Annotated in this window: 20 protein-coding genes; 14 read left to right on the top strand and 6 right to left on the bottom strand. The window is 62.8% G+C overall.

Translation table 11 applies throughout. From position 1 onward, the window contains the following. From Q0X85_RS17440 to Q0X85_RS17425, 4 genes are all read right to left on the bottom strand, one after another. Window positions 1-805, bottom strand: an 805-nt coding sequence (locus tag Q0X85_RS17440) for a class I SAM-dependent methyltransferase (protein WP_297774129.1), incomplete at its 3' end; no start/stop codon positions are given. A gap of 37 nt (window positions 806-842) precedes the next feature. Beyond that, complete coding sequence (locus tag Q0X85_RS17435) at window positions 843-1478, bottom strand: DUF6778 family protein (RefSeq protein WP_297774127.1); 636 nt, start codon at window positions 1476-1478, stop codon at window positions 843-845. Between the two features lie 142 nt (window positions 1479-1620). Beyond that, window positions 1621-1896 (bottom strand): hypothetical protein, encoded by a 276-nt coding sequence (locus Q0X85_RS17430; RefSeq protein WP_297774125.1) that lies wholly within the window; start codon window positions 1894-1896, stop codon window positions 1621-1623. Window position 1897: 1 nt separating this feature from the next. Continuing rightward, window positions 1898-4684, bottom strand: a complete 2787-nt coding sequence (locus Q0X85_RS17425; RefSeq protein ID WP_297774124.1) for a glutamine-synthetase adenylyltransferase — start codon at window positions 4682-4684, stop codon at window positions 1898-1900. Window positions 4685-4763: 79 nt separating this feature from the next. Here Q0X85_RS17425 and Q0X85_RS17420 point away from each other — a divergent pair, with 79 nt between their 5' ends. The 3 genes from Q0X85_RS17420 (at window position 4764) to Q0X85_RS17410 (ending at window position 6650) form a co-directional block, all read left to right on the top strand. Then, window positions 4764-5231, top strand: coding sequence for a YbaK/EbsC family protein (locus tag Q0X85_RS17420; protein WP_297774122.1), 468 nt, complete (start codon window positions 4764-4766; stop codon window positions 5229-5231). A gap of 61 nt (window positions 5232-5292) precedes the next feature. Continuing rightward, window positions 5293-5742, top strand: a complete 450-nt coding sequence (locus tag Q0X85_RS17415) for an RDD family protein (RefSeq protein ID WP_297774121.1) — start codon at window positions 5293-5295, stop codon at window positions 5740-5742. A 77-nt stretch (window positions 5743-5819) separates the two neighbouring features. After that, window positions 5820-6650 (top strand): arginyltransferase, encoded by an 831-nt coding sequence (locus tag Q0X85_RS17410; RefSeq protein ID WP_297774120.1) that lies wholly within the window; start codon window positions 5820-5822, stop codon window positions 6648-6650. Window positions 6651-6661: 11 nt separating this feature from the next. Here Q0X85_RS17410 and Q0X85_RS17405 read toward each other — a convergent pair whose 3' ends face one another. Beyond that, a complete protein-coding gene (locus Q0X85_RS17405) occupies window positions 6662-7471 on the bottom strand; it encodes a protein-disulfide reductase DsbD domain-containing protein (RefSeq protein ID WP_297774118.1) in 810 nt (269 codons plus the stop codon). Between the two features lie 138 nt (window positions 7472-7609). On the opposite strand from Q0X85_RS17405, the gene Q0X85_RS17400 reads away from it, so the two are divergent. The 11 genes from Q0X85_RS17400 (at window position 7610) to Q0X85_RS17350 (ending at window position 19870) form a co-directional block, all read left to right on the top strand. Next, on the top strand, window positions 7610-8182 hold the full coding sequence (locus Q0X85_RS17400) for a YqgE/AlgH family protein (RefSeq protein ID WP_297774131.1): 573 nt from the start codon (window positions 7610-7612) through the stop codon (window positions 8180-8182). Between the two features lie 52 nt (window positions 8183-8234). Next, window positions 8235-10007 (top strand): ATP-binding protein, encoded by a 1773-nt coding sequence (locus Q0X85_RS17395; protein ID WP_297774116.1) that lies wholly within the window; start codon window positions 8235-8237, stop codon window positions 10005-10007. Beyond that, complete coding sequence (locus Q0X85_RS17390; RefSeq protein WP_297774114.1) at window positions 10004-11233, top strand: sigma-54 dependent transcriptional regulator; 1230 nt, start codon at window positions 10004-10006, stop codon at window positions 11231-11233. The genes Q0X85_RS17395 and Q0X85_RS17390 overlap by 4 nt, the downstream gene beginning before the upstream one ends. A 256-nt stretch (window positions 11234-11489) precedes the next feature. Beyond that, window positions 11490-12491, top strand: a complete 1002-nt coding sequence (locus tag Q0X85_RS17385) for a DctP family TRAP transporter solute-binding subunit (protein WP_297774112.1) — start codon at window positions 11490-11492, stop codon at window positions 12489-12491. A gap of 113 nt (window positions 12492-12604) precedes the next feature. Then, window positions 12605-13285, top strand: a complete 681-nt coding sequence (locus Q0X85_RS17380) for a TRAP transporter small permease (RefSeq protein ID WP_297774111.1) — start codon at window positions 12605-12607, stop codon at window positions 13283-13285. Beyond that, window positions 13285-14661, top strand: a complete 1377-nt coding sequence (locus tag Q0X85_RS17375; RefSeq protein ID WP_297774109.1) for a TRAP transporter large permease — start codon at window positions 13285-13287, stop codon at window positions 14659-14661. The genes Q0X85_RS17380 and Q0X85_RS17375 overlap by 1 nt, the downstream gene beginning before the upstream one ends. A gap of 166 nt (window positions 14662-14827) precedes the next feature. Beyond that, a complete protein-coding gene (locus Q0X85_RS17370) occupies window positions 14828-15331 on the top strand; it encodes a flavin reductase family protein (RefSeq protein ID WP_297774107.1) in 504 nt (167 codons plus the stop codon). A gap of 101 nt (window positions 15332-15432) precedes the next feature. Continuing rightward, window positions 15433-16305: a TIGR01459 family HAD-type hydrolase gene (locus Q0X85_RS17365; RefSeq protein WP_297774105.1), complete on the top strand. Its 873-nt coding sequence runs from the start codon at window positions 15433-15435 to the stop codon at window positions 16303-16305. A gap of 101 nt (window positions 16306-16406) precedes the next feature. Then, on the top strand, window positions 16407-16850 hold the full coding sequence (locus Q0X85_RS17360) for a MaoC family dehydratase (RefSeq protein ID WP_297774102.1): 444 nt from the start codon (window positions 16407-16409) through the stop codon (window positions 16848-16850). Window positions 16851-17192: 342 nt separating this feature from the next. Further along, window positions 17193-18170, top strand: a complete 978-nt coding sequence (locus tag Q0X85_RS17355) for a glycosyltransferase family 2 protein (protein WP_297774100.1) — start codon at window positions 17193-17195, stop codon at window positions 18168-18170. Window positions 18171-18367: 197 nt separating this feature from the next. Beyond that, window positions 18368-19870, top strand: coding sequence for a DEAD/DEAH box helicase (locus Q0X85_RS17350; protein WP_297774097.1), 1503 nt, complete (start codon window positions 18368-18370; stop codon window positions 19868-19870). 159 nt (window positions 19871-20029) lie between these two features. Here Q0X85_RS17350 and Q0X85_RS17345 read toward each other — a convergent pair. Further along, window positions 20030-20384 (bottom strand): Sua5 family C-terminal domain-containing protein (locus tag Q0X85_RS17345; RefSeq protein WP_297774094.1); only part of this gene is annotated, 355 nt, incomplete at its 5' end.

Below are 20384 nucleotides of genomic sequence, written 5' to 3'. Positions count from 1 at the left end.
GCGCAGCCCCTTCGGCAGCGAGCGCGAGCGCCGGCTCGGACCCATCCACGGCATGCGCGCTTGCCGCCCCCGCCGCCAGCGCCGCGAGTGAAAAGCCGCCGACATGGCTGAATACGTCCAGCACCCGCAAATCCCGAGAAAGCCGCGCCGCAAACGCATGGTTGGGGCGCTGATCGTAAAACAACCCGGTCTTTTGCCCGCCCATCAGGTCGGCCATGTAGATCGCATTGTTCATCGGCACCGGCAAAGCGGACTGCGGCGCATCACCTGCCAAAACGGCGCTCACGTCATCCAGTCCCTCCAGATTGCGCGCCCGGCCACCGGCGTTCTTGAGCACGGTCTTCACGCCGGTGATCTCCTGCACAGCCGCGACCAGATCTGGCAGCATCCGCTCGGCCCACGCGGCATTGGGCTGGATCACCGCGATATCGTCAAACCGGTCGATCACGACACCGGGCAGACCATCGGCCTCGGCATGCACGAGCCTGTAATGCGGGCTGTCATAAAAGCGTGCGCGCATCGCATGAGCGCGCTCGATCCGTCCCTGCAGCCAGTCGCGGTCGATCCGCGCGGCGCAGTCCCGCTCCATCATCCGCGCCATGATGCGCGAGGCCGGATTGAACGCGACAAGGCCAAGCGGTGCGCGCTCGGCATCCTCAAGCTGGGCGATCGTGCCGGGCTCCAGCGCGCGCGTGCGTCGGTCGGTCACGATCTCATTGTCATAAACCCAAGGTGCGCCGTGGCGGATCGCGCGCGGCTGGACGTTAGGGCGAAGGCGTATAACGGGATAAGGGGACGGTGTCATACCGTCCCCTTACGCCGTTTACATGATCTGGAAAAGATCAGATTTGGTTCAGCGCGCCGATCAAACCGAGGCTTTGAGCGTGGTAGCCACCGGGGTCGCCCAGTTCGATCCGCATCACGTTGGCGAGATGTTCGGTGATCCGCACTTTCTGGGTCACGCCACGCTGCTCCGCCGCGACTGCCGCCTGCCCGCCGAGGGCATTGAAATCAGCCTTGACGAACTTGGGCTCGCCGTAAGCTTCACCAGTTTCGGGGTTGCGCAGTTGCAGCTTGAACTGGATCGCATGCACCCCGCCGATCGTATAGCGTGCCTTTTCGCTCAGCGCATGAAAGCGGGTAACCTCGACATCGAGGACGACCGGCACGAGACCCGGCTCGGCGCGTTCGACCGCCTTGGAGAACGCCTGCTCGAAGATCGCCTTGACCTGAGCATGCCGGTCGCCCGGGGGGTCTTCGCGCCACACGATGTCACCACCGGGATAGTAGCGGTTGGCCTCGGACACCTTGAGCGATTCCGGGACCGAGATACGGACCTGCTGAACATCCAGCGAGATCGGTGCCGGGCGCATTTCCGGGCCTTCCATCGGGGCGTTCCGGGTTGCGGTGTCGACACTGGCACAGGCCGAAAGGCCAAACCCAAGCAACACTGCGGCGATCATTCTAATATAGCTCATGTCTTCCTCCATGGGCTGTGCCTCTTTTCGCACTCCATGGATGACGTCCGAATGGGGCGCATTTGCGACAAATTCGGTGTTTAAGCATGTCAATACCGAGGCTTGACGGGATCGTTCTTGGTGTTGCCTGCCCGCGCGGTGCTCAGTCCTCGCCCCTTGTGCGGGCACGCCAGCCGCCGCGCCTGCGCGCCGGTTCAGCGGTACCGGTCCCCTGATGGAGGACCCGTGTCATGGGATGATCCGGATGATCGGATCCGTAGCGCGCAATCATTTCCGCAATCGCGTCCGCCGGGGCCGCGCCCTCCGGCAGAGACAAGGCCCAGTCGAGAAAGATCGAACGGCATTCCGCCTCGGTGATGCCTTCGATGCGGTACGCCTCGCGGATCAGTCGTTTGGGATCAATCGGGTCTTTTTGCATGTCAGCCCGCCTCGGGCCGGTGTGCGAGCGCGGCATCGATCACGGACGCCGCCCTGCCGCAGCTGGTCTCAAGCGATTTTTGCAACATGCCCAGATTCTCCTGCCCCGTCTCGCGCAGCAGAAAGGCCGCGCCGCCCTCACCCATCTTGTCGGGATCAAGCGGCTTGTCGCTGATCAGCCGCGCCACCATCTGCACGCTCCAGCAAAGCGCATAAGCCGCTTGCAGTGCTGCGCCATCTCCGTCATCAAGCCAACCGATTGCGACACCGGCCTCAAGACCCGTCGTCACGTCCCGCGCCGCGCGGCCAGCCATCAGGGCGCCCGCCTGCGCGATAAGCTCCAGTTCCAACAGGCGTCCGGGCCCGAGCTTGGCGTCCCAGGGGCCGGCGGGTGGTTTTGCACTGGACACGCGCGCGCGCATCTCGGCGACGGCCTCCAGAACGGTGGCGCGCGCGCCTTTCTCCTGTATGAGACACTGCCGGAACGCCTCGACATCGCGCGCGAGCCCTGTGTCGCCGGCAATCACACGCGCCCGCGTCAGAGCAAGATGTTCCCAGGTCCAAGCCTCGTCTTGCTGATAGCTCTTAAAGCTCGGCCAGCTCGTGGCGACCGGCCCCTGATTGCCCGATGGACGCAAACGCATGTCCACCTCATAGAGCCGCCCCTCTGCCATCGGCGCGGTCAGCGCGGTGATCATCGCCTGGGTCAAACGCGCGTAGTAGGGCCGCGCAGACAGCGGCCTGCGACCGTCAGAACCTTCTGCATCACCCGCGTCATAGATCACGATAAGATCGAGGTCCGAGCCCGCATTGAGCCGCGCAGCGCCAAGCGACCCCATCCCCAGAACCACGGCACCGCGACCAGGCGGCGTACCGTGCTTTTCAGAAAACTGGGCCACCACAAGCGGCCAGACACCCCCGATGATCGAGCCCGCCAGATCGGCATATTGCGCCGCTGCCGTCTCGGCATCGCTCAGGCCGCGCAGATGGTGGACACCGACCCGGAAATGCCACTCCTTGCACCATCGTCTGGCCGCATCGAGCGCGCGCTCGTAGTCGGTTTCGACCGCAAGCCGCGCCTTCAGTTCCGACTCGAGTGCCGTTCGTCCCGGCCAGGCGGCAAAGAAGTCGCCTGCGATCACTGCGTCGAATACGCCTGCATTGCGCGATAGATGCGAGGCCAGCGCGGGCGCAGTGCCGACAATATCGACCAACAGATCGATGAGTTGCGGATTTGCCTCGAACAGGGCGAACACCTGCACCCCGGCGGGCAACCCCGCGAGGAACCCGTCAAACGCCAGAAGCGCCTCGTCGGGGTTAGCCGTGCGAGCGAGACGGGCAAGGATATCAGGTTTGAGCCGTTTGAAAATTTCCACAGCTCTCGCCGAGCGCAGCGCAGGATAACTTGGCCAGCGCGCGATCACCTCGCCATCCAGCAAGTCGGCCGCCGACGTGGACCCAGTCTGATCATCGGGGCAAAAGAACCCTTCTATCAGATCATGCACTGCGCTGAGGCGCGCCTCGAGGTCGGCGCGCAGATCGGCCGTTTCACGCCCCATGAACGCGGCGAGCCGGTCGAATTCCTCTGCCGAGTTGGGCAACAGATGGGTTTGCGTGTCACGCAGCATTTGCACCCGGTGCTCGACCTCGCGGTGAAACCGGTAGTGATCGCTGAGCGCGTCTGCCGCATCCCGGGGCACCCAGCCTTTTTCCGCCAGCCGCGCCAGCCCCTGGACCGTGCCGCTTACCCGCAGGTCTGCGTCACGCCCACCAGCGATCAACTGGCGTGTCTGGGTGAAAAATTCGATCTCGCGGATGCCGCCCCGCCCCAGCTTCATGTCGTGTCCCTCAAGACAGAGCGCGCGCCCAAGTCCCTTGTGCTCCCGGATCGCCAACCGCATGTTGTGGGCGTCTTCGATGGCCGCAAAATCGAGATGCTTGCGCCACACGAACGGCTTGAGCGTCCTGAGAAACCGATTGCCGGCCTCGATGTCGCCCGCGCAGGGCCGGGCCTTGATATAGGCCGCTCGCTCCCATGTGCGCCCGAGGCTCTCGTAATAGGTTTCAGCCGCCGCCATCGCCATGCAAACGGGTGTCACGCCTGAGTCGGGCCGGAGCCGCAGATCCGTCCGAAACACGTAGCCCTCGGCGGTGCGGTCGTTGAGCATGGCCGACATCTTGCGTGTTGCGCGCACATAGGCGGCGCGGGCATCGTGATAGACGTCGCGCTCGAACCGGGTCTCGTCGAAAAGGCAGATGAGATCTATGTCAGAGCTATAATTCAGTTCATGCGCCCCCATCTTGCCCATCGCGAGCACCACCATTCCTGCGCCTGAGGCAATGTCGTCCTCATCCATGCCCGGCAGCTTGCCGCGACGGATTTCAGCCCCGAGAGCGGCCTTCAACGCCAGATCGCAAGCCAGATCCGCGAAATCCGTCAGATGACCCGTGACGTCCTCCAAGGGCCAGACACCGCCCAGATCGGCCAGTCCGGTCAGCAACGCGACCCGCCGCTTGGCTTCGCGCAGCGCAACCGGCAACCGGTCCGCGGGCACCTCCCTAAGCGCATCATGCAGCGTCTCAAGCGCCGCCTCGGGCGCGTCCAACGCCCCGCCCAGCCAGTCTGCCTCTTGCAGGATCAGCGATTTCAGAAACGGGCTGCATCCCCCTGCCCCGGCCAAAAGATCAGAGCTCGGCCCAACCAGATCGGGCAGAGCGGCGCGGGCCTCCTCTGCATCATCGGGGTCATGGGCATGCGGCAAGCGGGTCAGGCGATCAGCAAAATTCATGATCCGAGTGATACAAGCCGGGCGGGGCTGGTCAATGCCTCATGGAGTTGGAATACTGTGAAAAAATTGGAGGACACTCATGAGCAAGAGCCTGCGCCGCGTAACCGAGGCGCTGCAAGCAGCGGGGATTGATGTCGCGCCCGTCGAGATCGGCAATGCGACAACCGCGCAAATGGCGGCCGATCTGGTGGGTTGCGACATCGCGCAGATTGCCAAATCCATCATGTTTCTGGGTAACACAAGCGGTGTCGCCGTTTTATTCGTCACATCGGGCGCGAACCGGGTCGCGGACGCGCGCGCCGCGACGGTGGCTGGCGAGCCGCTTGGCAAGGCGGATGCAGGGCTCATTCGCGCGCAAACGGGTTTTGCCATAGGGGGTGTGTCTCCGGTCGGCCATTTGACCCGCCCGCGCGCGTTCTTCGATCCTCATTTGCTGACGTTCCCGCAGGTTTGGGCAGCGGCGGGCACACCACGACACCTGTTTGGCATAGATCCCGCACAACTGCTGCGGATCTCCGGCGCGCAGGAGGCCGAATTCACGGCCTGACCCCTTGCAATCAGCGGCGCGGCGCCCGACTTTGACGCCACATCGTGTAACCCGAGGCCCCATGACACAGACAAGCTGGCACCTGCCCGATCCCGAGACACAGCCTGAATTCTATGCCGATGTGCCGGTCAAGCGCCTGCTGGCCTTTGTCGTGGATACGCTGGTGATCATCGGCATCAGCCTGTTGGCGGTTCCGTTTACGGCGTTTACAGGTCTTTTCTTCTTTCCGGTACTGACAGCGGTCGTTGGCTTTGCATATCGCGTGGTAACGATCGCACGCGGATCGGCCACATGGGGGATGCGCCTCTCGGCGATCGAATTTCGCGATGCCGAGGGCAAGCGGTTCGATCTATCGCTGGCGTTTCTGCACACTTTGGGGCTGGCGGTTTCGTTTGCCCTGCCTCTTGTACAGGTCGTCTCAATCGTTCTGATGCTCACCGGATCACGCGCACAAGGGCTGACAGACAGGGTGCTCGGGACTGTGGCGATCAACCGCCGCGCCGCCATGTAACGTAACAATGACAAGACCCTTGGCGGGCGTGGATATCGTTGTTATCGTTCCCGCAAAGAAAGACAATGGACGGATTCATGCGCCACACGCTTCCTATTGCGCCACAGTTCTATGTCACTGCGCCGCAGCCCTGCCCATACTTGCCAGGCCGGATGGAGCGCAAGCTTTTTACCGCGCTTCAGGGCGAGGGCGCGCAGCGCTTGAATGACGGACTGTCCAAACAGGGCTTTCGCCGGTCGCAAAACGTGCTCTACCGTCCGTCCTGCGCCGATTGTGCGGCGTGCCTCTCGGCGCGCATAAACGTGGCCGAGTTCACTGCCTCCAAAAGCCAGCGGCGCACGCTGCGTCGCAACGAAAGTCTCCAACGCCGTGCGACATCGCCCTGGGCCACGGAAGAGCAATACGCCCTCTTCCGCAGCTACCTCGAAAGCCGCCACGCCACGGGCGGCATGGCGGACATGGACACGTTCGAGTTTGCCGCCATGGTCGAAGAGACGCCGATCCGGACCCGAGTCGTGGAATACACCGAGCCGGAGACCGGCGCGCTGGTCGCAGTCTGCCTGACCGACATCGTCGATGACGGGGTAAGCATGGTCTATTCCTTTTACGAGCCCGACCGCCCCAAAGCCTCACTCGGAACCTACGTGATCCTTGATCATATCGAGGTCGCGCGCGAAAATGGGCTGCCCTATGTTTATCTAGGGTACTGGGTGCCCGGCAGCCCGAAGATGGGCTACAAGGCCGCGTTCACCGGGCTTGAGGTCTATGTTGGCAACCAGTGGCAAAAGATGCGCGACCCGCAAGCCTATCGTGCGCAGGCGCATCCGCTGGTCAATGACCCGATCGCAGAGCAGGTGGCCAATATCTCACTCCCCGATTCCAGACCGTTGCGCACACGCTCGGGCTGACCGCGAGTAGCCTACCGCGCGGGACATCCTTGAATATCGACCGCGTCGCCACTGCTCAATATTGTCAGCCGAACATCGTCGCGCTTGAGTATGAAACCGTGACCCTCAACGTGGAAAATCTCGGTTTCGGCATGTAAACGCCGCCCGTCGCGGCGGCTTTTGGCCTGCGCGACCCACAGGGACGGATCATTGGTTTCGACAACAACGAATTCGTTTGTTCCCATGGCAGGCACATCGACCTCGGCAACAAGGCGCAAACCGCCCTCCACCGGCGAAACGTCGCACGCCACGCGGCCGACCCCGGCCTCTTCCTGACTGTAGGGACGCGCCGCGAGGGCCCCTGCGATCTGTGGATCGGGCTTTTGATGCTCAACCCCCAGCTGCTGCGTCACCGACAGGCTGACAGGCACGCAGATATCGCTGCAAACGCCAATCTCCATATCCGCTCCGAGCGTGATAGGTCGACCTTCGCGTTCGGGGGTCAATCGGACGGGCAGCACCAGGTCATTGGCATAGCCGATGGTGCGCATTCCATTCGTCATGGTCTGCTGCGGTGTCGGCCATTCGATCTCGACCCGTTCCAGATTGGCAGAGGCACTCCAGTCAAAGCGCGGCGGGATACCCGCCTCGCCCGGGGCGCGCCAATAGGTTTTCCATCCGTCCGTGAGCACGAACTTGATAGCGGCCATGTGGCTGCCGTCGGCCATCCGCCAACCCGGCAGGATGCTGACGCGCACCATGTCATTCGCCGACTGGGCAAACACTGGCAAGGCACCGAGCGAAACCACGGCGGCGACTGTTAAGAGGCATTGTCTTATCATAGCGTCTAAATGGTCTATCCGATCGCACTTGCCAACTCACATTCCGGAGAGAAATCTTGCCGGGCGGTAAAGAGATGGCTTGCACCCCTAGCCATCGGGCCCCATTTTCATAGCAGAAGACAAAAGGACCCGCTCGTGATGGAAACCGAAGAGGATATGGACCTTACGGGAAAACTGCTCATCGCCATGCCCGGCATGGGCGACCCGAGATTTGCACATTCCGTGGTCCTGATCTGCGCACATTCGGCGGAGGGCGCGATGGGCCTCATGGTGAACAAGCCAACCGAAGACCTGCGCATGCGCGATCTTCTCGATCAATTGTCGATCACGCCGGAGGCGCAGGCCCGAGACCTGCCTGTGCATGTCGGCGGCCCCGTGGAGCATGGGCGTGGCTTCGTTCTGCATGACCGTGCCTACAGCTCGACGCTCTCGACCCTGGACGTGAACACCGAATTCGCGATGACGGCCACGCTGGATATCCTTGAGGACATGGCGCGTGGCGCAGGCCCGGGCAAGGCGATCCTTGCACTCGGATATGCAGGTTGGGGCCCGGGTCAGATCGAGGCCGAACTGGCACAGAATGGCTGGCTCACCTGTGACGCCGACACCGATCTGGTTTTCGAGACAACGGACGCCGACAAATGGGAGGCCGCGCTGACGCGGCTCGGAGTGTCTTCTCTCATGCTCTCGTCAGAGGCAGGGCACGCCTGAGCCGGGCTTTGCGTCTGGTCAACCCGGCCCGCGCGCTGGTAGATTGACCTTCATGTTCCGCAAGTCTCCCCTGACCTTGATCGTCGTCCCGTTCCTGTTTGCGGTCATCGTGATCACGGGCATCGTCTGGCATTACGGCTACCGGCAAACGCTCGCCGAACAATCACGCCGGGGCACCGCCGACATGGCGCTGGTATTGGGTGGACTGGTCTCGGACCTGCAACGGTACCGCGATCAGGCTGTGGCACTCGCCGATCACCCGACACTCACCACCCTCACAAGGCCGTCTGGCCGCCATGAGGAACGCACGGCACAGCGGCTCTTGATGACCTCGGCCGACAGGACCGGGGCCTCCGGGCTGTACTATGTGGATCCGCAAGGGGATCTGCTCGCGGGGACCAGCCTGCGGCTGCCCGATAACCTGAGGGCCTCAGCACCTTTCTTGCGGGCCATGGACGGCGCACTTGGCACCGCCCATAGCATGAGCGCCGATGGCGCTAGGCGAATCTTTCAGTTTGCAGCCCCCTCGTTTGGTCCGGATGGCAAGGTGCGCAGCGCGCTCATTGCCATCGCTGATGCCGAGAATGTCGAATTCGGCTGGCGCGGCCTGACGACGGCCGTATTTCTGGTCGATGACACGGGACGTGTCTTCATGTCCAACCGGTCGGAACTGCTGGGCTGGCGCAAGCTGCCGGAGGACACGATCCTCGCGCCGCCCGCCGGCGCGGTCATTCCGTTTGATCGTCAGACGTTCGGCGAGCACGAGATCTGGCACATCGACCTCGGTCCCTACCTGCCCCGCCGCGGCCTTCAAGTCAGCCAGCCCTTGCCGCGCATCGGGATGACCGGGGCGGCACTTGTCGATGTCGCACCGGCCCGCCGGATCGCAGCCATTCAGGCCGGAGCGGTGGCGGTGGTGCTGCTCTTCTTCGGCTCGCTGCTGTTTCTCGCTCAGGAGCGCAGGCGCACGCTGGCGCGCGCCAACGCCCAACTCGAAGGCCGCGTCGCAGAGCGCACCGCGACCCTGACCCGCACCAACCGGATCCTGCGCCGGGAGGTCCGCGAGCGGCAAGAGGCCGAGGCCGCACTCAAGCGCGCGCAGGACGAACTGGTTCAAGCCGGCAAGCTAAGCGCACTTGGCAAGATGAGCGCGGGCATCAGCCACGAGTTGAACCAGCCATTGATGGCGATCCGGCAATTTGCCGCGAATGGCGGCGCGTTCCTGCAACGGGGCACACCGGACAAGGCTGCGGAAAACCTGAGCCGCATCGACGAGATGGCACATCGAATGAGCCGTATCATCCGAAACCTGCGCGCCTTTGTGCGCAATGAGAACGAGCCGGTGACGCGGGTAGACATGGTGCAGGTGATCGAGACCGCGCTGGAGATGACCGCCGCGCGGCTGCGCGACGACGGTATCACGGTGAACTGGCAGGCACCGCCCGCCCCGATCTGGGTGGCAGGTGGCGAGGTCCGGCTGGGGCAGGTCCTGCTCAACCTGATCACCAATGCGGCGGACGCCATGGCTCAAAGCGCGGAACGATGCCTGACGATCTCGCTTACGCCCGGTACGCCCGTCGTGCTCCAACTGAGCGACACCGGCCCCGGCATCGAGGAACCCGAAAAGATATTCGATCCGTTCTACTCCACCAAATTGATCGGTGACGGTGACGGAATGGGACTCGGCCTTTCGATTTCCTACGGGCTTGTCCAGAGTTTTGGCGGGCAGATCACCGGGCGCAACACACAAAGCGGGGCCGAATTTACCGTCGCGCTCGAGCCATGGACAGAGCAGACAGAGGCAAGACAGGAGGGCGCGGCATGATTCGCACTGTGCTGGTGGTGGACGATGACAAGCCGGTACGCGAGGCGCTGAGCCAGACCTTGGAATTGGCAGACTACACCGTGCGCACCGCCGGGTCCTTCATCGAGGCCAAGGATCATATCACCCCCGAATTCGAAGGCGTGATCCTGTCGGATATCCGCATGCCGGGCCGCGACGGCTTCCATCTTTTGTCGCATAGCCGCGCGCTCGACCACGAACTTCCGGTGATCCTGCTCACCGGCCAAGGCGATATTCCGATGGCGGTCAAGGCCATGGGACAAGGCGCGTTCGACTTTCTGGAAAAGCCCTGTGCTCCGGACGCGCTCATTCCGGTGCTGGAACGCGCGCTCAAGAACCGGACGCTGGTCCTCGAAAACCGTCGCCTCAAGGCGCAGCTCGAAACCGGCGACCCGGCGGCGCGGATGCTATTTGGCACTTCGCAGGTTGCCGAGGAGATGCGCCAGACGGTGAGACAAGCGGCCCGCGCCGGGACCGAGATACTGGTAACAGGCCCTCCCGGGGCCGGCGTGTCCAAGGTGGCCGAGGTCATTCACCTCATGTCACCCTGCGCCGGTGGGCCCTTTGTAAAACGGGCCGCTGCCCGCCTTGACCCTCAGGCCCTTGAGGGCGCGTTTCAGTCAGCCGTTGGGGGTAATCTCTTTCTTGACGAGATAGCCGCCCTTCCAACCGACAGCCAGTATGCCCTGCTGGAACGTCTGGAGAGTGGCACCGAGGCGCGATTGATCGCAGGCGGCACGAGCGATCTTGAGCACGCCGCCGCCGAGGGACGTTTCAACGCCGATCTCTTTTATCGGCTGGAGGTGCTGCGCGTGCGCATCCCGTCACTGTCGGAAAGACCCGAGGATATCCCGGTGCTGTTTCGCCACTATGTCGCGCAGGCGGCGGAACAGGCCGGGCTGACCGCGCCGGAAATCAGCCCAGATCACCTCGCCGCCCTGATGGCGCAGGACTGGCCCGGCAATGCCCGCTCGCTTATGTCGGCGGCGATGCGTTTTGTTCTGGGCATGCCCGACAGTGCAACGGGGGCTGCGGAACTCGGCCTCGCAGAACAAATGGCGCGGGTCGAGCGATCGCTGTTGATCGCAGCTTTGGGTCGGCAGAACGGGCGCGCGGCGCAGGCCGCGCAGGCGCTCAAGCTGCCGCGCAAGACGTTCTACGACAAGCTTTCACGTTACGGGATTCGGCCCGATGAGTATCGCCGCTGATCCTGTAAGTTCTTGTGCGAAAATCCGCACGCAGAACAAAGCATGCGTGCGGAAAACCGCACAAGCCATGCGCAAGACGCAACCCAGACACTCCAATAATGCCTTGCAACACTATGAATAAATTCCAAAAAAGCGGCATCATGCGCGAAGATTGATCAAAATCTTGAGCGCGATGCCGCTTTCTCTCACCCTTGCGTCACCGCGCCCGACTTGGGCGTTGTTTGAAATATACCTGACCAAATGGGAGGAGACCCAAATGAAGTTCCTGACCGCTGCCGTATCGGCACTGGCCCTGAGCGCCGGCGCAAACGCCGCCATGGCGGCCTGCGACGACGGCGAAATCGTCGTCAAGTTCAGCCACGTCACCAACACCGACAAGCACCCCAAGGGGATTGCCGCATCGATGCTGGAAACCCGCGTCAACGAAGAGATGAACGGCAAGATGTGCATCGAGGTGTATCCCAACTCTACGCTCTACAACGATGACAAGGTGCTCGAAGCGATGCTTCAGGGCGACGTGCAGCTTGCCGCACCGAGCCTGTCCAAGTTTGAAAAGTTCACCAAGCAGTTCCGCCTCTTCGACCTGCCCTTCCTGTTTTCCGACATCAACGCCGTTGACAGCTTTCAGGCCTCCGAGACCGGACAGGCCATGCTCGACAGCATGCAGCGCCGTGGTCTTCAGGGACTGGCCTATTGGCATAATGGCATGAAGCAGATGTCGGCCAATGTGCCGCTGCTGGAGCCGTCGGATGCCGAAGGGCTGAAATTCCGCGTGCAATCTTCCGACGTGCTCGTGGCGCAGATGGAAGCGATCGGCGGCAGCCCGCAGAAGATGGCCTTTTCCGAGGTCTATGGCGCGCTGCAACAGGGTGTCGTGGACGGGCAGGAAAACACCTGGTCCAACATCTACGGCAAGAAGTTCTTCGAGGTGCAGGACGGCATCACCGAGACCAACCACGGAATCATCGACTATCTGCTGGTGACCAGCGTCGACTGGCTCGACAGCCTCGATGCGGATGTGCGCGACCAGTTCCTGACTATCGTCGCCGAGGTGACCGACACCCGCAACAGCGAGTCCGCCAAGGTCAACCAGGATGCCAAGCAGGCCGTCATCGACGCCGGCGGCGTGGTGCGTCAGCTGACACCGGAGCAGCGCGAAAAGTGGGTCGAGGCGATGAAACCCGTCTGGGAGCAGTTCAAGGGTGATGTCGGCCAAGAAAACATCGACGCGGCCGTCGCCTCGAACAGCAGCTCCTAAACCAGCAAGACGCGTATTGCCCCAATTCGAGGGCAGGCGCATCAGTATCGGGCGGGCCACCCGTGGCCCGCCCGACCTGCAACAGACTTCTGCAAGATCAGGGAAACGGGACGATGCAGCACAAGACAGGGCTAATCGACCAGATCGAGGAGACGGTGATCGCCGTGCTGCTCGGGCTGATGACACTCATTACCTTCGCCAATGTGGTGGCCCGGTACATTTTCAATTCAAACATCCTCTGGGCGCTGGAACTGACCGTGTTCATGTTCGGCTGGCTGGTGCTTCTGGGGGCGTCCTACGCGGTCAAGAAGCACGCGCATCTGGGGGTGGACGCGATCCTGAACATGGTGTCGCAACCCGCACGCCGCGTGCTTGCGCTTATCTCCGTGACCGCCTGCCTTGTGTTCTCCTTGCTCTTGCTCAAGGGCTGTTATGATTACTGGGCGGTCTTTGCCGATCTGCCCCCCACCTCGGGGCGGTGGGTCCCGACCGGCTTCGACATGAGCGCCCGCAGCCAGAGCTTTTACGAGGTGCAGGACGTGCCGATGGTCGGCGTCTTCCGCTTTCTGGAGGACATGATCAACTACGGCGAAACCTACGAGAAACTGCCCAAGGTCGTGCCCTATATCGTGCTGCCGATCTCGGCGCTCTTGCTCGTGCTGCGCTTTTCGCAAGTGGCCGTCGCGATCTGGCGCGGCGACGTGGACCGGCTGGTCGCCAGCCACGAGGTCGAGGACGAGCTTGACGAGATCCGCGCCGGACATGCGCGCGACGCGAACGGGGGGTCGAACTGATGGATGTCGTCCTTCTCTTTTCCATGGTGATCGGGCTTCTGCTGATCGGTGTGCCGATCGCCATCTCGCTCGGGCTCAGCTCGACCATCTTCCTGCTCATCTATTCCGAAAGCTCGCTCGCCTCGGTGGCGGGCACCCTGCTCGAGGCCTTCGTGGGTCACTATACCCTGCTGGCGATCCCGTTCTTCATCCTCGCCTCGGCCTTCATGACCACGGGCGGCGTGGCGCAGCGGATCATCCGGTTTTCCATCGCCTGCGTCGGGCACCTGCCGGGCGGGCTTGCCATCGCGGGGGTCTTTGCCTGCATGCTCTTCGCCGCGCTGTCGGGGTCGTCCCCCGCCACGGTGGTGGCCATCGGCACGATCGTGATCGCGGGCATGCGGCAGGTCGGCTATACCAAGGAATTTGCCGCCGGTGTGATCTGTAACGCCGGCACGCTCGGCATCCTCATTCCGCCCTCCATCGTGATGGTGGTCTATGCCGCCTCGGTCGACGTGTCGGTGGGCCGGATGTTCCTTGCCGGCGTGATTCCGGGCCTGCTGGCCGGGTTCATGCTGATGACCACGATCTATGTCATCGCGCGTGTTCGCAACCTGCCCAAGGGCGACTGGCAGGGCTGGGGCGAGATCTGGGCCTCGGGGCGCGAGGCGGGCTGGGGCCTCTTTCTGATCGTCATCATCCTCGGCGGCATCTATGGCGGCATCTTCACCCCGACCGAGGCGGCGGCGGTCGCGGCGGTCTATTCGTTCTTCATCGCCTGCTTCATCTACCGCGACATGGGGCCGCTCGCCACCACCGGCGAGGGCAAGAACACGAGCCTCTTGCGCAAGCCGCACGCGCTGATCACCGCCTTTGTCCACCCCGACACCAAGAAGACGCTGTTCGAAGCGGGCAGGCTGACGGTGACGCTGCTTTTCGTCATCGCCAACGCGCTCATCCTCAAGCACGTGCTGACCGACGAGCAGATCCCGCAAAGCATCGCCAACGCGATGCTGTCCGCAGGGTTTGGGCCGGTAATGTTCCTGATAATGGTCAACGTGATCCTGCTCATCGGTGGTCAGTTCATGGAGCCCTCGGGCCTCTTGGTGATCGTCGCGCCTTTGGTCTTTCCGATCGCCATCGAACTGGGCATCGACCCGATTCACCTTGGCATCATCATGGTGGTCAACATGGAAATCGGGATGATCACGCCGCCGGTGGGGCTCAATCTCTTTGTCACCTCGGGTGTGGCGGGCATGCCGATGATGGCCGTGGTGCGCGCCGCCCTGCCCTTCCTGGCGGTGCTCTTCGTGTTCCTGATCATGGTCACCTATATCCCGTGGCTGTCGACGGTCCTGCCCAATACCTTCATGGGGCCGGAGATCATAACCAACTGACGCGCCCTTGCGCACCCATGGCGCCACGCGGGGTTTTCCTCCCCGCGTGGCGCTTTCATTTTGCAGTTTGAAAAGCCGGGCAGCCCGCGCTACCTACCCCTGCGCAATGGCGTCTTTACGGCGCCATAATTCCCCGTTACCCAACAAGCGCAGCTAGGAGAGACACGTGAGCCAAGAGACCCTGAGCGTGGAACGTGACGCTTTTCTTGCCGCGATGAGGCAAGTCGCGGCCACCGTGACCGTGGTAACGACCGATGGGCCGGCGGGCCGCGCGGGAGCAACAGTCAGCGCGTTCACCTCATTGTCGGCGGATCCGCCATCCGTCCTTGTCTGCCTGAGATCCGACAGCCGGATCGCGCAAACCGTTTCCGAAAATCGCGCGTTCTGCGTCAATATCCTGCCCGAGGACGCGATCCATGTGGCGCGCGCCTTTGCCGGGCCCTCGCCCGAAAACCCCGAAGACCGTTTTGCCAATCTGGCCATCGATACCGAGCCGCATGGCCCGATCCTGCCGCGTGCCACGGCCTTTTCCTGTGCATTGACCGAGCGCATGATCCATGGCAGCCACGCCATCTGCATCGGACGGGTCACGCGGCTGACCAACACCGGCGAACGCCCGCTGACCTATCTGAGCGGCGGCTATCACATCGTGCGACCGCACGAGGACTGAAACCCGCCGGTTTCTTCTTGGAAAAATACCCGTCTTGCACGGCTGGCCAAACCGCGCGCCCCCTGCCATATCTGCGCGCGACTTAGCCAAGGAGACGCCCCATGACCCGCATCATCACCGCCCTGAGCGAGATCGCCGACAGGTACGACGCGCTCTTCGTCGATCTCTGGGGATGCGTCCATGACGGGGTCAACGCCCTGCCTGACGCAGTTGCTGCATTGCGTCGCTATCGCGAAACAGGCGGAACCGTCATTCTTGTCACCAACTCTCCGCGTGCGCGGAACGGGATCGAAAAGCAGCTCGACGTGTTCGGCGTCGCGCATGACGCTTGGGACAGTATCGCCACCTCGGGCGACAGCGCACGCGCCGCAATGTTTCGCGGCGTCGTCGGGGAAAAAGTCTGGTTCATAGGGCAGGAGTTCGATCACCGTTTCTTCGAGCCCATTCAAGTCATCGAAGATCCGGTTTCGGTCAAGGCCGTGCCGCTCGAAGAGGCCGAGGGTATTGTTTGCGTCGGCCCGTTCGATCCCCATGCCGATCCCGCTGAGATGCGCCCGCAATTCCTGTACGCCAAGCAGAAGGGTTTGAAACTGCTCTGCGCCAACCCCGATATCGTGGTGGATCGCGGCGAGACCCGCGAATGGTGCGCGGGTGCGCTGGCGCAGCTTTACACCGAGATGGGGGGCGAGAGCCTATATTTCGGCAAGCCGCATCCGCCGATCTACGATCTCGCGCGGCGGCGTCTCGCAGCCCTTGGCCGAGATGTGGAAAACCACCGCATCCTCGCCATCGGCGACGGTGTGCAGACCGATATCAAGGGCGCCATGGGAGAGGATATCGATTCTCTCTTCATAACCGGCGGTTTGGCCGTACAGGAGACCAAAACGTCGCACCAACCCGAAGAGCAGGCGCTAAACGATTACCTGGAAAAGGAAATATCCTCACCCACCTATGCCATCGGTTTTTTGCGCTGACAGAAAGCGCTTGCTTTTTCTGCATCCGCGAAGTAATAAAATTCCAACATTGGGCAAATTAGCGCCTGAATATTACACGCCAAACCATGCGGAGGGCGGAAATGTTGGATAATATGCCGCGCGGCACGATCTGTATCGAAGATATCGAGATGGGCATGACCCGCCACGTGCGAAAGGTCGTGACAGATCGCGATATCGAGATGTTCGCCGAGGTCTCGACCGACCGCAACCCGGTGCATCTCGATGATGCCTATGCGCAGGACACGATTTTCGAGGGGCGCATCGCGCATGGCATGCTGACCGCCGGGCTGATTTCAGCCGTGATCGGCGAACAGCTGCCCGGTCACGGAACGGTCTACATGGGCCAGACTCTGAAATTCCTCGCCCCCGTGCGCCCCGGCGACATGGTGCATGCAGAGGTCGAGGTGGTCGGCATCGACCACGGTAAGCGCCGCGTGCAACTTGATTGCCGCTGTCTGGTGGACGGCAAAAAGGTCCTGATCGGCGAAGCCACAGTGTTGGCGCCATCGCGCAAGTTCGACTGAGCCGCTTCTGATCGCCGCCTTGCGGCTACGCGCCACAATTATTTTTGCAGGGCATCACGGGTGCAACTGGCCTTGAGCGAACATGCGGTCGGCACCCCTGACGCGGAATCAAGGGCGAAGCCCGCCGCGCATCGCCATGCCAGAGGCATGCCTCCGGCATGACGCCGCCCCCCGGCACGACGATGCGCGGCTCACGGCAACGGCAGCTCAAGACCAATACGCCGCCGATTCCAATCCACCGCTCCCCGGACACGCCTGAAATCGCCCACCCGATAGATTGCACCAGACACTCGGCACAGCTCTGCCCTTGCGCAGCACAACGTCGCAGCGCATTCTGCGCCTATGACCCCTGCCCCGACATGGGGCCTTGTCGCCACCATCAAGGCCCCCGCCCGAGACATCTTAAACTTCGCCGCCCATCACCTCGATCTGGGCGCACACCGCGTGCATGTCTATCTCGACGCGCCCAACCCGCAGGCCGAGGCAGCACTGCGCGCGCATCCCAAATGCCGCGTCATCCTCTGCGACGACGGGTACTGGAAGCGCCGCCGCCGCAAGGGGCGCCCCGACCAGCACCAGCCACGTCAAAGCCTGAACGCAACACATTGCCTCACTAAACGCCCGCAAGTCGATTGGCTGGCCCATATAGACGTGGACGAATATCTCTGGCCGGCCAGCCCCCTGCCCGAGCAGCTTGCCGCACTGCCCGAGGACACGCTGAGTGCCCGCATCCGTCCCATTGAGGCACTCGCCCCCGACCCCGCCGATCCGCCCGACGAGGGAACGCAGTGGTTCAAATCCTGTGCGCGGGTTCAGATGCGACGGCGTGAAGAGACCAACGCGATCTATCCCACCTATGGCCCACATCTCAACGGTGGCTTTCTGAGCCATGTGGCCGGCAAGGTGTTCGTGCGCACCGGCATCACGGGGACAAGTCTGCGCATCCACAATGCCTTTCGCGACAAGGTCATGGACGACACGCCAGACGAACTGCGCGATACGGTGCTGTGCCATCTGCACGCGGCCTCGTGGGAGCAATGGCAATCCGCATATCGCTACCGCTTGCTGCACGGCTCGTACCGCGAGGGGCTCAAGCCGGCACCGCATTCGGACGGCGGCGGCCTCAACATGCATGCGCTGTTCCGGATGCTCGAAACCGAAGGGGGCGAGGACGCGTTGCGCCTTTTTTATGAGGAAGTCTGCATCGCCAGCCCCGATCTGCGTGCACGCCTCGACGCGCATGGACACCTGCACAAGATCGCGCTCGAGCTTGATGCCAAGCGCAACCGGCATTTTGCTGCGCAGGCTGAACAAGGCTAATTGTTTCTACGAACGCGACAATCTTGCAAGCCCACCCCGGTATTGTTGACGCCAAACTGCGGCGCATTGACCCTTAAAGCGTTCTCAGGTAGATCGACCTCAGCGGGTTATCCATGTGGAGAACCACAGGCCTAAGAGGGGCTCGACCCGCCGACAGACGTACGGGCCAGGATTGTGTCCGTAAACTACGGATGCACATGACAAAATTTTCCGATCTGAACCTGAATCCCAAGGTTATGAAGGCCATCGAAGAGGCCGGATACGAAACCCCGACCCCCATTCAGGCGGGCGCCATCCCGCATGCACTTGAAGGCCGCGACGTTCTGGGTATCGCCCAGACAGGCACGGGCAAAACTGCAAGCTTCACGCTGCCGATGCTTTCGCTTCTGGCACGCGGTCGCGCCCGTGCGCGTATGCCGCGGAGCCTCGTGCTTTGCCCGACGCGCGAGCTGGCGGCACAGGTGGCCGAGAATTTCGACACCTATTCCAAGCATCTGAAACTGACCAAGGCGCTGCTCATCGGCGGGGTCAGCTTCAAGGAACAGGACAAGCTCATCGACAAGGGCGTCGATGTGCTGATCGCCACTCCGGGCCGCCTGCTCGACCATTTCGAGCGCGGCAAGCTCTTGCTCACCGGCGTGCAGATCATGGTGGTGGACGAGGCCGACCGGATGCTGGACATGGGCTTTATCCCCGATATCGAGCGCATATTCAGCCTCACGCCGTTTACCCGGCAGACACTCTTTTTCTCGGCTACAATGGCGCCTGAGATCGAGCGCATCACCAACACGTTCCTCTCCGGCCCGGCGCGGATAGAAGTGGCCCGTCAGGCCACCGCATCCGAGACGATCGCGCAGGGCGTTGCGATGTTCAAACCCTCGCGCCGTGATCGCGCCGACAGCGAAAAGCGCAGGCTGCTACGCGCGCTGATCGACCGCGAGGGCGAGGCGTGCACCAACGCGATCATCTTTTGTAATCGCAAGGTTGATGTCGATATCGTTGCCAAGTCACTGACGAAATACGGCTACGATGCCGCACCTATCCATGGCGATCTGGACCAGAGCCAGCGGACCCGTACCCTGGATGGCTTCCGCGCCGGTGATCTGCGCTTTCTTGTCGCCTCGGATGTGGCCGCGCGTGGCCTTGACGTACCTTCGGTCAGCCATGTGTTCAACTACGATGTCCCCGGACATGCCGAAGACTATGTGCACAGGATCGGTCGCACCGGGCGGGCCGGGCGCGATGGCAAGGCCCTGATGATCTGCAACCCGCGCGATGAAAAGAACCTCGCCGCCGTGGAGGCCCTACTTCAGAAAGACATTCCGCGGGTCGAAAGCCCGGTCGATTTCGGAGCACCAACCACTGAAACCGAAGCGCCCGAAGGCGGCACTGAACGCCCTGCCAAGCAACGCCGTAGCCGGACAGCTAGCCGCAGCGGGTCACGTAAAACCTCCGAGGATGCAGCACAGCCTCAGCCCGAGGCGGTCAGCGAGACCGTGAGCGAGGCCGAAACAAGCACTCCCGAGGCTCCGAAAGAACGCGCTGCGACATCGCCGCGCTCTGAGGGACGTTCGCGCCGCGGCGGATCAGGCAGCGGACGCGGAAGACAGGACGACGGCGGCAGCTCCAAGGTGGTTGGCATGGGCGATCATCTGCCAAGTTTCATCGCGCTCAGCTTCGAGGAACGTCGGGCAAGCTAACGCGCGATTTCCTGAACTGCCGCGTGTGTGTGCTTTTGAGGACCACCGCAATCTGCCTCAGCCGAGAGGGTGCAGGGCAGGATTAGCCATTGACGCGGGATAGCTCGTGCCCTCAAGGCCACACCCCGATCCGTGAGCGGGTCGCTCCGAACACATCGCCTAACGCGGCGCCGCTGCGCGCCGCAGCCGGTCGTTGATCGCAAGGCCCAGCCCGGACTCGGGGATGGGCGAGACGGCGATGCCCTCGGCCCCGTTGGCATCGAGCGCGTGCAGGTGGTGAAAGAGATTGGCGGCAGCCTCGGTCAGATCGCCCGCCCGCGACAGGTTGAGATCGGCCTCGACCGGACCAAAACCCAGCATCACCTCGCCCGGGCGCGGTGCCTCGGCCTCCAGCCGCACCTTTGTCCCCGGCGCGTAATGCGAGCGCATCTGCCCCGGCGCGCTCAGCGCCGCGCCGTCCGCGTGCCGGGCAATGGGCTGGCCAAGCGCCGCCTCCAGCGCCTCCACCGGCACG

It is taken from the genome of uncultured Roseovarius sp. (assembly GCF_947259555.1).
Lineage (GTDB): Bacteria > Pseudomonadota > Alphaproteobacteria > Rhodobacterales > Rhodobacteraceae > Roseovarius.
The sequence above is the reverse complement of the archived record's forward strand: the minus strand, read 5'-3'. Positions and strand labels throughout refer to the sequence as shown.

Bases quoted from the DNA above. Each gene is read 5' to 3' on its own strand.
- Q0X85_RS17425 (WP_297774124.1), bottom strand. From the start codon at position 4,684: ATGAATTTTGCTGATCGCCTGACCCGCTTGCCGCATGCCCATGACCCC.
- Q0X85_RS17375 (WP_297774109.1), top strand. From the start codon at position 13,285: ATGGATGTCGTCCTTCTCTTTTCCATGGTGATCGGGCTTCTGCTGATC.
- Q0X85_RS17360 (WP_297774102.1), top strand. From the start codon at position 16,407: ATGTTGGATAATATGCCGCGCGGCACGATCTGTATCGAAGATATCGAG.
- Q0X85_RS17410 (WP_297774120.1), top strand. From the start codon at position 5,820: ATGCGCCACACGCTTCCTATTGCGCCACAGTTCTATGTCACTGCGCCG.
- Q0X85_RS17420 (WP_297774122.1), top strand. From the start codon at position 4,764: ATGAGCAAGAGCCTGCGCCGCGTAACCGAGGCGCTGCAAGCAGCGGGG.
- Q0X85_RS17390 (WP_297774114.1), top strand. From the start codon at position 10,004: ATGATTCGCACTGTGCTGGTGGTGGACGATGACAAGCCGGTACGCGAG.
- Q0X85_RS17380 (WP_297774111.1), top strand. From the start codon at position 12,605: ATGCAGCACAAGACAGGGCTAATCGACCAGATCGAGGAGACGGTGATC.
- Q0X85_RS17405 (WP_297774118.1), bottom strand. From the start codon at position 7,471: ATGATAAGACAATGCCTCTTAACAGTCGCCGCCGTGGTTTCGCTCGGT.
- Q0X85_RS17415 (WP_297774121.1), top strand. From the start codon at position 5,293: ATGACACAGACAAGCTGGCACCTGCCCGATCCCGAGACACAGCCTGAA.
- Q0X85_RS17385 (WP_297774112.1), top strand. From the start codon at position 11,490: ATGAAGTTCCTGACCGCTGCCGTATCGGCACTGGCCCTGAGCGCCGGC.
- Q0X85_RS17395 (WP_297774116.1), top strand. From the start codon at position 8,235: ATGTTCCGCAAGTCTCCCCTGACCTTGATCGTCGTCCCGTTCCTGTTT.
- Q0X85_RS17355 (WP_297774100.1), top strand. From the start codon at position 17,193: ATGACCCCTGCCCCGACATGGGGCCTTGTCGCCACCATCAAGGCCCCC.
- Q0X85_RS17435 (WP_297774127.1), bottom strand. From the start codon at position 1,478: ATGAGCTATATTAGAATGATCGCCGCAGTGTTGCTTGGGTTTGGCCTT.
- Q0X85_RS17365 (WP_297774105.1), top strand. From the start codon at position 15,433: ATGACCCGCATCATCACCGCCCTGAGCGAGATCGCCGACAGGTACGAC.
- Q0X85_RS17400 (WP_297774131.1), top strand. From the start codon at position 7,610: ATGGAAACCGAAGAGGATATGGACCTTACGGGAAAACTGCTCATCGCC.
- Q0X85_RS17430 (WP_297774125.1), bottom strand. From the start codon at position 1,896: ATGCAAAAAGACCCGATTGATCCCAAACGACTGATCCGCGAGGCGTAC.
- Q0X85_RS17350 (WP_297774097.1), top strand. From the start codon at position 18,368: ATGACAAAATTTTCCGATCTGAACCTGAATCCCAAGGTTATGAAGGCC.